The sequence below is a fragment of the Streptococcus sp. V869 genome (assembly GCF_054353515.1).
On the sequence record NZ_JBTHHW010000002.1, the window covers coordinates 32791 to 46628 of the forward strand.

Below are 13838 nucleotides of genomic sequence, written 5' to 3' on the forward strand. Positions count from 1 at the left end.
TATTCCATCATAGACTTTTTATCATTTTTATGCAAGCGTTTGCTTCATCTTTTTTTCTCACTTTTGCGACTCTCTAGTTTCTAATCTTCTAATTTTTTTATATAATAGAAAATAGAGGTAAAAAAATGAAAAAACAAGCTTTCAGTTCTGAAAAATATCTAAATTTACAACGCGACCATATTTTGGAGCGTATCAATCAATTTGATGGCAAGCTCTACTTGGAGTTTGGAGGCAAGATGCTGGAAGATTTCCATGCCGCTCGCGTACTTCCTGGTTATGAACCAGACAACAAAATTAAACTCTTGCAAGAGTTGAAAAAGCAAGTTGAGGTTGTTATCGCTATTAACGCTAGCAATATCGAACACTCAAAAGCTCGTGGAGACTTGGGCATTTCTTATGACCAAGAAGTGCTTCGTTTGATTGATAAATTCAACGAGCTCGGTATCTTTGTAGGTTCAGTTGTTATCACTCAATATGCTGGCCAACCTGCAGCAGATGCTTTCCGCAATCAATTAGCTAAAAACGGTATCGACTCTTATCTTCACTACCCAATCAAAGGATATCCGACAGATATGGATCACATCATCTCTCCAGAAGGTATGGGGAAAAACGACTACATCAAAACTAGTCGCAATTTGATTGTCGTTACAGCTCCTGGACCTGGGTCAGGTAAGTTGGCAACTTGTATGTCTAACATGTACCACGACCAACTAAATGGTATCAAGTCTGGTTATGCTAAATTTGAAACTTTCCCAGTCTGGAATCTCCCTCTCCATCATCCAGTCAACTTAGCTTATGAAGCTGCCACAGCAGACCTAGATGACGTTAATATGATTGACCCATTTCATCTCCAAACTTACGGAGAAACAACAGTCAACTACAACCGCGATATCGAGATTTTCCCTGTCCTTAAGCGTATGCTAGAACGTATCTTGGGTGAATCTCCTTATGCATCTCCAACTGACATGGGTGTAAATATGGTTGGTTTTGCAATTACTGATAATGACGCTGCAATTGAAGCATCTAAACAAGAAATTATCCGTCGCTACTATCAAACAGTTCTCGACTTTAAGGCTGAAAAAGTTGCTGAGTCTGCTGTCAAGAAAATCGAACTTCTTATGAACGATCTCGGTATCACACCAGCTGACCGTAAGGTAGCTGTAGCCGCTCGACAAAAAGCTGAAGAAACAGATGGACCTGCTCTGGCTCTTGAATTACCATCTGGTGAAATCGTTACAGGTAAGAACTCCGAACTCTTCGGCCCAACAGCTGCTGCCTTGATCAATGCTATCAAGAAGTCAGCAAATATCGATGCAGAAACAAAATTAATTGAACCAGAAGTGGTGAAACCAATCCAAGGATTGAAAATCAATCACTTGGGTAGTCGCAATCCACGTCTTCATTCTAACGAAATTCTCATTGCACTTGCCATCACAGCTATGCAAAATCCTGATGCAGATCGTGCCATGAAAGAACTCGGAAATCTCAAAGGAAGCGAAGCTCATTCTACAATTATCTTAACGGATGAAGACAAGAACGTCCTTCGTAAACTTGGAATCAACGTAACATTTGATCCTTACTACCAATACGATCGTTTATATCGTAAGTAGATTGAAGACTAGTAGAAACTTCTTACCAAGTATCACCCCTCTTCGATAGATTTCAAATCTCTCTTAAGGGGTGACTTTATTTTATATAAGAACTCTGGCAATCTACGATTATCTTTTTTTCTAATTATTCTAACATTACTTCGGGAGTTTATTAAAAATGAGAGAATTACTCAGTCAAAAAGAGCAAAGACAATTAAAGATTTTAGAATATTTGTTTGAAAATCCCGACTGGATTTATCTTGATGATTTATCTAAAATCATTGGCTACAATGCTCGGATTATTAAGAGTGATATCAAGGAATTACGTGAAATCTTTCCTGACTTTGATATCAGACACTCAACTGCAGGGATTATGATGGTCAATGTCCAGAATAATGGCATCGAGCGAATCTACCAATATTTTTTACAAACATCTGATTATTTTCAAATTTTAAAGGCCTTTTTCCTCCTAGACAGTCCCTTTACCTATGAACATCTTTCTGAAACTCTAGATATCTCACTTCCGTCCTTACGAAAGAAGGTTGCAGATATTAACAAGATACTTGACGGGACCTATCGCTTTAAGCTGAAGGTAACTCCTATTTCTATCATTGGAGACGAAAAAGATATTCGTTTTTTCTTCTCCCAATATTTCCACGAAGCCTATAGCTTTTTAGAGTGGCCTTTCACAGAAATCAAAGAAGTAGATATTGATAACTTTGTTTCTTTCTTTATCAATTTAGCAAAATTCCCTGCAAAATATCAAAATCTCTACCAAATCCGAACGCAGGCTACAGTCGATTTGCACCGAATGAAGAGAGGCTATTTTGTTCGTTTGCCAAAACAAAGTACTTCTTGGTTGAGCCCAATCTACGACCAGCTTGATGATTTCCAACAGCAACTGCAAGAATTGGCCCAAGGCCTCAATGTTGAAATTACACCAGAGAACCTCAATCAGATTTTTAGCCCTTTTGCAGAACCTGCTCTCTTCTTTACAGTTGAAGATTTCCTAGCTGCCCGTCAGTCTTACGAACAAGTGGATCGTTCCTACCATGCTGCACGAGACATTCTAGACAACTTGACTCGAAGATTTGGTGTTCAATTTTCAAATACTGATACCTTGATTTGGAACTTACACAATACTGCCTTGCTCGAGCGAAGAGAAATCAACTCCGAATCAATCATTTCACAAAACAAAGATTACACGCTTGGAAAGATTAAAAAATTCTTCCCTAAATTTTATGAAGCAACCGTCTTTGAAATGATGCGATACAAGAGTATTATGGGACAAAAGGAGAAAACTCCGGCCCTTTCTCACCTGATCTACACCCTCTTTACTCACGCCGAGGGTCTTACAGATCAATTGTTTGAACATAAAAAGAAAGTCAAAGTCTTAGTCCTAAGTGAGTATGATTTTGCCCATCCACAGTTCTTGATATCCCTCTACGAATTCCATACTTCAAATAACATCCAGTATGAAACTTGGGATAAGGAAACTCTTAATATTGAAGAAATATTAGATAGCGACTATGATGCTATCATCACTAATTTCGACATCAAAGGTCTCGAAGACATGCTCGTCATCAATATCAGTCGACTATCTATCCTGCAAGTAGTCAATGAACTCAATAAGATTTCTATGCAAGATTTATAATAAAAAAAAGTCTAGTTTAACTAGACTTTTTTTATTATTCTACTGTTACTGATTTAGCAAGGTTACGTGGTTTGTCCACATCGAGTCCACGGTGTAGGGTTGCAAAGTAAGCGACTAATTGTGTTGGTACGACCATTGAGATTGGTGAGAGGTAAGGGTGTACGGTCGTAAGAACGATATCGTCTGTATCTTTTGCAACATTTTCCTCAGCGATAGTAAGGACCTTAGCACCACGCGCTGCCACTTCTTGGATATTTCCGCGAGTGTGGTTGGCAAGAACTGGGTCTGATAAGAGGGCCAAAACAGGTGTTCCATCTTCAATCAAGGCAATGGTTCCGTGCTTGAGCTCTCCAGCCGCAAAACCTTCACATTGGATGTAAGAAATCTCTTTGAGCTTGAGACTGGCTTCCATGGCTACATAGTAATCTTGACCACGTCCGATGTAAAAGGCGTTGCGTGTTGTTTCAAGAAGGTCACGAACCTTAGCGTCAATCAATTCTTTCTCTGAAAGGGTTGATTCGATAGACTGAGCCACGATAGACAACTCATGAACCAAGTCAAAGGCTTGAGCTTTTTCGTTGCCATTTGCTTCACCAACCGCTTTCGCAAGGAAGGCCAGGGCTGCGATTTGTGCTGTATAAGCCTTAGTTGATGCTACGGCAATTTCAGGACCTGCATGAAGAAGCATAGTATGGTTGGCTTCACGTGACAGAGTTGAACCAGGCACGTTTGTAACTGTTAAGCTTGGGATTCCCATTTCATTGGCCTTGACCAAAACCTGACGGCTATCAGCTGTTTCACCAGATTGGCTGATAAAGATGAAAAGTGGTTTCTTGCTGAGAAGTGGCATCCCATAGCCCCACTCAGATGAAATACCGAGTTCAACTGGCGTATCTGTCAATTCTTCCAACATCTTCTTAGAAGCAAATCCTGCATGGTAAGATGTTCCAGCCGCAAGAATGTAGATGCGGTCTGCATCTTGAACAGCCTTGATGATAGCTGAATCCACCACTACTTGACCAGCCTCATCTGTATAGGCTTGGATCAACTTACGCATCACCGTTGGTTGCTCATCGATTTCCTTAAGCATGTAGTAAGGGTAAGTTCCCTTACCGATATCTGACAAGTCTAGCTCCGCAGTGTAGCTAGCACGCTCACGACGATTGCCATCATAGTCTTGCACTTCAACACTATCAGCCTTGACGATAACCAACTCTTGGTCATGGATTTCCATGTATTGGTTGGTTTCACGAATCATAGCCATGGCATCTGAGCAAACCATGTTGTAGCCATCTCCAAGACCAATCAAAAGTGGTGATTTATTCTTAGCCACATAGATGACATCTGGATTTTGAGAGTCAATCAAGGCAAAGGCATAAGAACCACGGATGATGTGAAGGGCTTTTTTGAAGGCTTCAAGTACTGACAAGCCGTCTTCTTCCGCAAATTTTCCAATCAAGTGAACGGCGATTTCTGTATCTGTTTGTCCCTTAAAGTGATGACCTGCAAGGTATTCTTCCTTAATTTCAAGATAGTTTTCGATCACCCCATTGTGGACCAAGACAAAACGTCCTGTCTCAGAGCGATGTGGGTGAGCGTTATCTTCTGTTGGTTTACCATGAGTGGCCCAACGAGTATGTCCGATACCAGTTGTTCCCTCAACGCCAGCAGTTTTAGCAGACAATTCTGCAATACGACCAACAGCCTTGACCAAATGGTTTTCAGCACCACCTAGAACAAAAATTCCAGCCGAATCATAGCCACGGTATTCGAGTTTTTCAAGTCCTTGAATCAAAATATCAGTTGCATTTGTGTTTCCAACAACACCAACAATTCCACACATAGTATATACGACACAGGCAAGCTGTGCTTTCTCCTTATCGAAATTGGTATAGTCTAATTCTCGCTTTACGGAATCAGCAAAAACAGTATATACTTGTTTCTTTCACTTGTCAAGAATAAAAATTGGTATAGTTCAATTGCTTTCAAACCACAAACAAAAAACCATTCAAGAAATAGCTCTTGAACGGCTGGAAATTATAATTATTTGCAGTGTTATTATTGCAACAAATATATCTAAGATAAGAATTTTTACTAATGATTTCGCCCCAGTTCAAGATAGGTATAGGTTCGAGTACGTGGACAATCTTTTTCCATCTTCACTCTAAAATAAAACCGATGTTCCCCACCGTCCTTGGCATTTTCCTTGTTCAAGACAAAGTAGTCCTTTTGGTTCATAGCCATGGTTCGTAGAATATCATCAATCAAGAAAGTCAAGGGTACATTCATGGCAGAGTATTTTTGGAAATCTTCCTCAAAACGAATGTAGTCATCTGAAAAATAATCCATCTGCAGTTTGTTTTCATATAACTCTTTTCTAGTCATCAACTTCCTCCTGACAAAGTTGGATTGTGAGAATATCATCTAGCCTGATTAATCGATAGCCTTCATCCGTTCTAACCGAGATTTCTTGAGGAGATAATTCTCTTACTTCACCCAATATCGTGCTTTTATGATTTTTTTCCTTGACCATAAAAGAGCCTTTTAGTCGTCCAACGTAGAGCTGGGAAAGTAGCAACAACTTCTCGACTGAATTCAAATATGTCGATAAATCCACACGATTTTTTTCTGCACTGAGTGAACTGGTATGCTCCGATAGAAAAAAGCCCATCCACTTCTGCATGCCTGGATCCTGATAATCCCTCGCGGATTGGAAGGGCAAATAAGAGCGATCAATCATTTTAATCCATCTAATCCTCCAGCAGAGTGCCCTCCAATGAGCTTGCTTCTGGCAATACTTCTCGATGCATCCTCTAAGGCAGTCGCCTTCAAAAGGGAAGTAAAGCCGAATTGTTCTCGAATGGAATCAATGGCAGTCTGGAGCCTTTCTTCTTTTTCTACTTTATCAACATCATCAAAAAGGGAAATCAACGCAAAGGATTCGTCCACAAATCCTGAATAACTGACAGCAACACTCCTAACGGCTCCATAAGTATATTTGCTATGGAATAATTTCAGTACATAGCTGACCAAAAGACTGGTATTATTGGTCGGCTCCACCTTCATCTGGGTATGGATGGAGCGTTTTTGTTCCTGCTTAGAAAAACCAAGATGAATAGACACAACTGTCGTCTTCTTTCTGGCCCGTCGAAGCCTGATAGCCACCTGTTCAGCCATCTCTCGAAGGATAATTTCGATGTCTCGCTGCTTGACATAATCTCTCGGTAAAATTTGCGAATTGCCCAAGCCGTGAGATTTGGCTTTATAGGGCTTATGAACATTACTCTCGTCAATCCCATTGGCATGAAACCACAAGCGAAGTCCAACTTGGCCCAGTTCCTTCTTCAGGTCATCAGGATTGCTATTGGCTAATTCCTTAATCGAATAGATTTCTAAGCTATTCAAGCGCTTCTCCATCCGATGCCCAATCCCCCAAAATTCGGTCATCTTTGGAATGGACCAGACCTTGTCTTCCACATCCTGGTAAGACCAATTGGCTCGCATGGTCGGTGTGTGCTTGGCTTCATTATCCAAGGCCAACTTAGCAAGCAGAGGATTAGCGTTAGACATGCCGACCGTCGAGTAAATCCCGGTCTGCCGCCAGATATCTCTCTGGATACGAGCCGAAAGCATATCTAGCTTATCTTTACGAGAAATCTGCTGATCTGGGACAAAATAATTGAGCGAACTGGTCAAATCGATAAAGCCCTCATCAATAGAGTAGGGATAGATATCATCTGGACTCCCATAATTCTGGAAAATGCGCTGAATTTCCATATTGACCGTGATATACTTATCCATCCGAGGAGGAACAATCACGGTCACCCGAGCCCAATCTTCGATAAATTTCACATAGACTGGGTCTGTCCGTAAACCTTGTTTCTTAGCATTGTAGTAGGAAAATTTACGCGTCTTAATATCAAAGGGCAGGTCATAAGCACGACCAACATTTGCTTTCCCAAAAACCTTTTTAAACATAGGCGAGGAGGCAAGAATCAGCCCAACAGAATTATCCGCCCGGCTCATGACACAAAGGGAGGTTTTGAGGGGATGGAGTCCTCTTTCTACACACTCAACGCTAGCATAAAAGGACTTCATATCGACAAAGGCAATATCACTTTTGGGCTCTCTGGAATAATCAAAGTAGCCCATAGACTATCCCTCCATAGGTACAAAATTACCCACGATAATGCCTACAATCCGCGGATCTTCTTCGTAAGAAATGTGAATATCCTTGTATTTAGGATTGATGGAGACCAAACGTAAGCCATCTTCTTCTCGGTAGACCCGTTTGATATAGGTCTGGTTATTGCAAACCACTGCATAGACCGCTCCGTCATAATCAAATCCGGTCTCTCGAATCAGAGCTACTGAACCATTTTGATATTTGGGTTCCATGGAATCTCCAGACACCCAGGAAGCAAAATCGTGAGCCAGTTCTTCATTGAAATAGACCGTATCAAAGTTTCGATCATCATAAACTGAAGCACCAATCCCAGCCGACATGCGTTCGTAGACATGATACTCGAAAAGTTTTTCTGAAATGACAGTCACCTTCTTGGCTTGTTCTTCTTGAGCCAAATTGCGAGCATAGACTACCACCTTTTCTTTTCCTTTATTAGAGAGGCTATTATAGAGACGGACAATTTCGATTTGAGTAAAATAGCCTTTTGGTACTTTTAAGATTTTCTCTAGCTGTTTAACCTTTTCTTCGGAAGGTTCCTTGACTCCACGCTCCCAGGCTGAATAAGCCTGAAAACTAATCCCAAGCTGCTCTGCAATCTCTTTCTGTGTTAGTTTTAGCTCTTTTCTCCGAGCCTTGAGTTTTTCTGGTTGGTACATGGTTGACCTCCTAGTGTGATGCTTTCATCGTAGGTTGACTTTATTTTAAAACTCAACCGTTTTGGTTTAGTTTTATTATATAAAAAAAATTGACGAATGTCTAGTAGGAAAAATCTAATGTCAAAGTACGCTTGCTTCATCTTCATAACATGATCACAACTCACAAATAAAGAAGAAAACCACCTCAAATTTGATGAGATGGTTAATCATTTAGTCTACTTTATAAAAAACTTGTTCTGAGCTAGTTGGAGCAGCTTGACCAGCAATAAGCCTATTTTTACTTGGATCAGAATCTACCCACTTCATAGTAGTCCCCGCAGGATAAATAATCATACCAAATCCTGTATTACCAGTTCTAACACTAAAGTTAATACTTCCATCGTTACCTATACTCGATTTCTCAATGTTCCCACTGTTTACTAATCCATTTTTATCGAATGTAAACTCTTGGCCAAGTCCATTTCTCCACGTTCCAACTAGAGTAGAGAAATCTCCATTTAGAATGGCTTGCTCATCTATTTTTTGTGATTTAGCATTCGTTTGCTCTTCTTGTGTCGAGATTTTTTCCTCAGTAGTCGTAACACTATCTTGAGTAGTCGTTGAACTAGTGGTTGTTGTACTAGTCGTTGTCGTACTAGTAGTAGAGACCTGTTCTGTTGTAGCATTTACTGCTTCTGCATCTTGTTTCTTATGATTAAAGAAGAACAAAGAACTTATCAGTACTATAGCAATTACGCAACTTAACAGAATCAAAATCCAATTGATACCTTTTCCTATTTTCATTTATAACTCCTTAATATTATTCGTATTTAATTATATCATACCAAACTGATACTAGGAAGAATTTGTATAAGACAAAGACTAGTGGTGTGATTTTTGGGGTGAACTCTCTTATTGAGGATTAAAAAAGAACACCCCGAAAGGTGCTCTTTGTAAGTATCGTAATTCTTTCGAAGAACGTTTACTATATTGTGATGCTTTACGAGCTTTCTTAAGACCTATTGAAAATATATTATTTTTATGCTAATAAAACAAGAAGCCTACTTATACCTAAAACTGTTTTCACCCAAATTAACCTTAAAATATTTGAACCTCTTGTCTGAATCTGGAATCGAGAATTCGAAGCTTTGTTTAGTTCCATTTTCCCATAAATATCTTGTTTCAAACTTAAAACCAGAATAAATTTTATCATTTTCATCATAAAAAGAAATATTTATATCTATGTAATTGATGCGATGGCCTGTAGTATTTTCAAAATTCCCCACGTAGCGTTTCTCTTTTTCTGATCCATCTTCAACCTCTTCAACTACAAAGTTTTTTGCATCAAACGTATCTACTAATATTCCGTAAACTCTATTAAATTCTTTAACAGCTTCACCGGACCTCAATATATCATTTAAACTATTTTTATCTTGAACAGGGATTTCACTTATTGAATTAATATCTAAAAGTAATTCATAACGTTTATGTTGGAGTTTATTCCACTCGCGTCTAAAGATACTATCCAGATATTTTCGATTTGTTGTCGTTTCCTTTTCATTCTTAAGGACATCAATATAGGTGTCAGCTAGTTTCTTTAACTCAGGATTTTCAAACTCTCGATTTTTATATTTCTTAAGTTCATTTAGTTCATAATCCACATAGGTTCTATAGTTTTTTAGTGATTCTTTATCATACTCCCTTTTGTCAACAACCTCCCAACGTTTATCTAACCCTTTTGCTAACGAAGTTAGAAATTCATTATCATAGGTATTATTGTTGTTTTTACTTGCATTAAATATAAGCAAAAGCATTAGTAGAAGTATTGAAACTACACCTAATAGTTTTTTCCCCACACTCAATCTCTCATTTCTGTCTTTTTTCTATTATAACACTCCTTTGATTACTGTCAAACTAATAGATGCTTTTGAAAAGTATTGTAAATATAGGTCCTTTTCTATATCAAATGAATTTCATATATTTGAGAAAAGTTGTCGATAAAAAATAACTCAAGAAAAATTTTGTGATAAGTCTTACTTTTTAACAAAAAAGAACACCCCGAAAGGTGCTCTTTGTAAGTATAGTAATTCTTTCGAAGAACGTTTACTAAATTGTGAAGCTTTACGAGCTTTCTTAAGACCTGGTTTGGAAAGTATGGGTTTCAGTTGGACTAAAAATAGCGTAATATCAAGGCTTTTCAGAACGATATCTACTTATTCATTTCATAAAATTTGAATCAATATTTTTTAAATAGGGGAATAGTTTAGTTCTGTAAGCGTAATGTGTGATTTGGCAATATTTGTGATGAGCAAAAACGTTGATTTTATGGATTTTTCATTCTTTCAATTGTTGATGAAATAGGGTGATTTTTACCTTGCTTTAGTTTTAATCAGATAAAAATCAGACAAAATCTATTCGTTATAGCTCTTAGCATAGTATGGAATGTACTGCATGAATTTGTTTCCTGCATTTTCATCATATGGTTTAACTTTTCCGCTTTTTAATCACATGGAGATTGAGCGTTTCTATCTCCATGTGATTAAAAAGCAAAAAGACACCATGAGAGGAGCTGTAGAAAGGCTGAAAAAATTGATTAATAATAAGAACTAAGTGTGGAAAGGAGGATACTGCCTCCTTTTCTATTTGACATAGATATTTTTTTAGGATATAATTTAGCCCGGAATCAGACCAAAAGAGAGGTAAGGAATTATTTTGAAAACAGATTTTATAAAGCAATTATAAGTACAAGAGAAAGAATTCTCATCTCTTTATCGTGTCATGGCTAAGAATTTTGGGCTATCTGAGAGTAGCGTGTGGGTCTGTTAATTTTTATTAGTAAATAGTGGTGATATCACTCAGCAGGACTTGGTTAAACAGATGATGTTCCCAAAACAAACCATTCACTCTTCGATAAAAAAGTTGAGTGCTGACAAATATGTATGGGTGACACCACTACCAAATTCTCGTAAGAGCAAGAATTTGTCCTTGACTGAAAAAGGCAAAACTTATATAGAGATGACCGTTGCTAAAATGGTGGAAGCAGAAAAAGAAGCAATAAGGGTCATGGGGCAAGAGGATATGCAAAAATATGTTGAACTTCAAGGAAAATATCTAACTCTTGTGAAGAATGAATTTACTAAAGCTGAGCTGTTAACTTTAACTGACGATATGGAGGATAATTGATGGAAACAGATAGTATTGAAATTTTTGGTGCTAAAGAGCACAATCTAAAAGACTTTGATGTGACGATTCCTAAGAATAAGCTAGTGGTTTTTGCAGGTGTTTCAGGTTCGGGGAAGTCTTCCCTTGTCTTTGATACGCTAGCAAGAGAAAGTAGTAGACAGTGGCAGGATAGTTATCCTCTCTTTTTACGGAACAAGCTACCTCACTATGAGCGTCCTCACGTAGACGAAATTAAAAATTTACCCCCATCTATCGTTGTCGATCAGAAAGCTTTAAGGACTAATACTCGTTCAACAGTCGGGACGGCTATGGACATTGCTCCGCTTATTCGTCTGCTGTTTTCACGGGTTGGTCAACCGAGTGCGGGTGGTTCAATGGCTTATTCTTTCAATCATCCTGCAGGGATGTGTCCTATTTGTACTGGGATTGGGAAGGTTTATCAGTTAATTGAGGATAAGATTTTTGATACCACAAAATCATTGAATGAAGGTGCTATTAATTTTAGCCAATTTTCGAGTGGCTGGCAGGCTTATCTTTACAAAAATAATCCTTTACTTGATGCAGATAAAAAGTTAGCTGATTTTTCTGAGGAAGAATGGCAGATTTTGCGAGAAGGAAGCGATGAAATAGTCAAGGTTGAATTTCGTTCTAATAATACGGGGAGTGTGGACCGTGTTGACTATGAAGGTGTCATTCCGCGTTTCTACCGCCTCTATCTGAAAAGGGATATTTCTAAGCTGAAAAAATCATTGCAAGAAGAAGTGCTATCTCTTGTCATTCAGGTACCTTGTGCCAGTTGTGAAGGCTCAGGACTAAACCCCAAGGCCTTAGCTTCTAAGATAAACGGGCATAATATTGTTGACTATATGAACTTATCAGTCAGTGAACTCTTGCCTTTACTTGAAGAAGTTGATAGTCCTTTAGGTCAATCATTAGTTGCACAAATCAAGTCAGCTATTAAGCGGATGGAGACGGTTGGGATTGGTTATTTATCTTTGTCTCGGAAGACAGAAACCTTATCAGGTGGTGAGATGCAACGGGTCAAGTTGGTGCGACACATCGGTTCCAGCCTAAGTAATGTCAACTACGTTTTTGATGAACCGACTGCAGGTCTGCACCCTCATGATGCCGAGAAAATCGGTCAGCTCTTGTTGGATTTAAGAGATAAGCACAACAATATTTTGGTTGTGGAACATAGCCGACAAATGTTAGCTTTAGCGGATGAAGTCATTGAATTGGGACCATTGGCTGGTCGGGAAGGCGGTAGGCTAATTTTTCAAGGAAGTCTTGTAGAGTTGCAAAAAGCTGACACCTACACAACCCGTGCCCTAAATCAACCACTTAGACTGAATCAAGACCCACTAGCTTGGACAGAATATTTTGCCATCAAAGATGCTACTGCAAATAATCTTAAACAGGTTAATACAAAAATCCCTAAGGGAATCTTGACCGCAGTAACGGGTGTCGCGGGTTCAGGGAAGAGCTCTCTGATTGGTGTCGAATTTATCGAAAATTACCCAGATGCTATTATCATCAATCAAAAACCTATTGGTACCTCCATTCGTTCCACACCAGCAACTTACTTAGGAATAATGGATGAAATTCGAAAATTATTTGCCAAAGCCAACAATGTAACCCCTAGTTGGTTTAGCTATAATTCAAAAGGTGCTTGTCCAATTTGCAAGGGAACTGGAAAAATCGTTTATGACATGGCTTTTGCGGATTCAGTTGAGGTCGTTTGTGAGGAGTGCGGGGGTCACCGTTATAATCCTAAAGCGCTCAGCTATCGTTATCAGAATTTCACAATTGAAGAGATTTTGAATCTAACTGTCGAAGAAGCATTAACAGTTTTTTCTTCGAACGATAAGATTTGTCAATCTCTGTCAGTCATGAAGGAAGTTGGCTTAGATTATCTGACTTTAGGTCAGCCTACAAGTACCTTGTCAGGTGGAGAAGTGCAACGGGTTAAGTTAGCTAGTAAGTTACAAGAGTCAGGACAAATCTTTGTTCTCGACGAACCAAGCACAGGTCTGCATAGTAAGGATGTTGAACAACTGCTTAGTTTACTAAGACGCCTCGTCAATCAAGGGAATACGGTTGTGATGATTGAACATCGCTTAGAACTTATTGCTCAAGCTGATTGGATAATTGATTTAGGACCCGAGGGCGGAAAGAATGGGGGGTATATTTTATTCGAAGGCAAACCAAGAGATATTATCAGTTGTGAAGAGTCTCAAACGGGGAAATATTTGAAAGAAATTTTAAATTTCAGTTAAAATACGTCAATTGCTTCTAATCAGACAAAAATCAGACAAAACCACATTATAAAAACAAAAAAAGCCTAGAAACGTTGATTTCATAGGCTTTTGGTATATTGTCTTACTTAACTTCTGTAAAAATTAACTTCTACACCTACAAAGCTTATTATATCAGATTTTCCCCAGTTTTAGAAAAATAGGTAGAGAAAAAAACAACTCTAAAACCTGCTCATTTTTCACAAACTTGCGTTAAATGTTGGTAAATCATAGCCATACGTAGCAGAAATTTGTTTTTTGTTCCTATTTATAATAGACTATCACTAACATTAGATG

The 13838-nt window shown here is 38.6% G+C and carries 11 protein-coding genes; 4 read left to right on the plus strand and 7 right to left on the minus strand.

Features of this window, described 5'->3' with window-relative positions:
• The first annotated feature begins 125 nt into the window (after positions 1-125).
• On the plus strand, positions 126-1610 hold the full coding sequence (locus ACXYSN_RS05625) for a DUF1846 domain-containing protein (RefSeq protein WP_458636432.1): 1485 nt from the start codon (positions 126-128) through the stop codon (positions 1608-1610).
• A 157-nt stretch (positions 1611-1767) separates the two neighbouring features.
• Entirely contained in the window at positions 1768-3243 is a 1476-nt protein-coding gene (locus ACXYSN_RS05630; RefSeq protein ID WP_254736839.1) for a M protein trans-acting positive regulator PRD domain-containing protein, read from the plus strand.
• Positions 3244-3277: 34 nt separating this feature from the next.
• Here ACXYSN_RS05630 and glmS read toward each other — a convergent pair whose 3' ends face one another.
• The 7 genes from glmS to ACXYSN_RS05665 all read right to left on the minus strand — a co-directional run bounded on the left by glmS (position 3278) and on the right by ACXYSN_RS05665 (position 9920).
• Complete coding sequence (gene glmS / locus ACXYSN_RS05635; protein ID WP_458636433.1) at positions 3278-5086, minus strand: glutamine--fructose-6-phosphate transaminase (isomerizing); 1809 nt, start codon at positions 5084-5086, stop codon at positions 3278-3280.
• A 251-nt stretch (positions 5087-5337) separates the two neighbouring features.
• Positions 5338-5628 (minus strand): DUF5960 family protein, encoded by a 291-nt coding sequence (locus ACXYSN_RS05640; RefSeq protein ID WP_458636434.1) that lies wholly within the window; start codon positions 5626-5628, stop codon positions 5338-5340.
• Positions 5621-5983, minus strand: a complete 363-nt coding sequence (locus ACXYSN_RS05645) for a hypothetical protein (RefSeq protein WP_458636435.1) — start codon at positions 5981-5983, stop codon at positions 5621-5623. Before ACXYSN_RS05645 ends, ACXYSN_RS05640 begins: the two co-directional genes overlap by 8 nt.
• Entirely contained in the window at positions 5980-7395 is a 1416-nt protein-coding gene (locus ACXYSN_RS05650) for a Y-family DNA polymerase (protein WP_458636436.1), read from the minus strand. Before ACXYSN_RS05650 ends, ACXYSN_RS05645 begins: the two co-directional genes overlap by 4 nt.
• A 3-nt stretch (positions 7396-7398) precedes the next feature.
• Positions 7399-8085, minus strand: coding sequence for an XRE family transcriptional regulator (locus tag ACXYSN_RS05655; protein ID WP_458636437.1), 687 nt, complete (start codon positions 8083-8085; stop codon positions 7399-7401).
• A 210-nt stretch (positions 8086-8295) separates the two neighbouring features.
• Positions 8296-8793, minus strand: a complete 498-nt coding sequence (locus ACXYSN_RS05660) for a DUF6287 domain-containing protein (RefSeq protein WP_458636438.1) — start codon at positions 8791-8793, stop codon at positions 8296-8298.
• Positions 8794-9125: 332 nt separating this feature from the next.
• Positions 9126-9920, minus strand: coding sequence for an FxLYD domain-containing protein (locus ACXYSN_RS05665; protein WP_458636439.1), 795 nt, complete (start codon positions 9918-9920; stop codon positions 9126-9128).
• A gap of 1024 nt (positions 9921-10944) precedes the next feature.
• Between ACXYSN_RS05665 and ACXYSN_RS05670 the strand changes: the two genes are divergently transcribed.
• Both ACXYSN_RS05670 and ACXYSN_RS05675 read left to right on the plus strand, forming a co-directional pair.
• Entirely contained in the window at positions 10945-11247 is a 303-nt protein-coding gene (locus tag ACXYSN_RS05670; protein ID WP_458636440.1) for a hypothetical protein, read from the plus strand.
• On the plus strand, positions 11247-13523 hold the full coding sequence (locus ACXYSN_RS05675) for an ATP-binding cassette domain-containing protein (RefSeq protein ID WP_062004529.1): 2277 nt from the start codon (positions 11247-11249) through the stop codon (positions 13521-13523). Before ACXYSN_RS05670 ends, ACXYSN_RS05675 begins: the two co-directional genes overlap by 1 nt.
• The last annotated feature ends 315 nt before the right edge of the window (positions 13524-13838 follow it).

Coding starts and splice junctions, on each gene's coding strand:
- ACXYSN_RS05625 (WP_458636432.1), top strand. CDS start 126: ATGAAAAAACAAGCTTTCAGTTCTGAAAAATATCTAAATTTACAACGC.
- ACXYSN_RS05630 (WP_254736839.1), top strand. CDS start 1,768: ATGAGAGAATTACTCAGTCAAAAAGAGCAAAGACAATTAAAGATTTTA.
- glmS (WP_458636433.1), bottom strand. CDS start 5,086: ATGTGTGGAATTGTTGGTGTTGTTGGAAACACAAATGCAACTGATATT.
- ACXYSN_RS05640 (WP_458636434.1), bottom strand. CDS start 5,628: ATGACTAGAAAAGAGTTATATGAAAACAAACTGCAGATGGATTATTTT.
- ACXYSN_RS05645 (WP_458636435.1), bottom strand. CDS start 5,983: ATGATTGATCGCTCTTATTTGCCCTTCCAATCCGCGAGGGATTATCAG.
- ACXYSN_RS05650 (WP_458636436.1), bottom strand. CDS start 7,395: ATGGGCTACTTTGATTATTCCAGAGAGCCCAAAAGTGATATTGCCTTT.
- ACXYSN_RS05655 (WP_458636437.1), bottom strand. CDS start 8,085: ATGTACCAACCAGAAAAACTCAAGGCTCGGAGAAAAGAGCTAAAACTA.
- ACXYSN_RS05670 (WP_458636440.1), top strand. CDS start 10,945: ATGTTCCCAAAACAAACCATTCACTCTTCGATAAAAAAGTTGAGTGCT.
- ACXYSN_RS05675 (WP_062004529.1), top strand. CDS start 11,247: ATGGAAACAGATAGTATTGAAATTTTTGGTGCTAAAGAGCACAATCTA.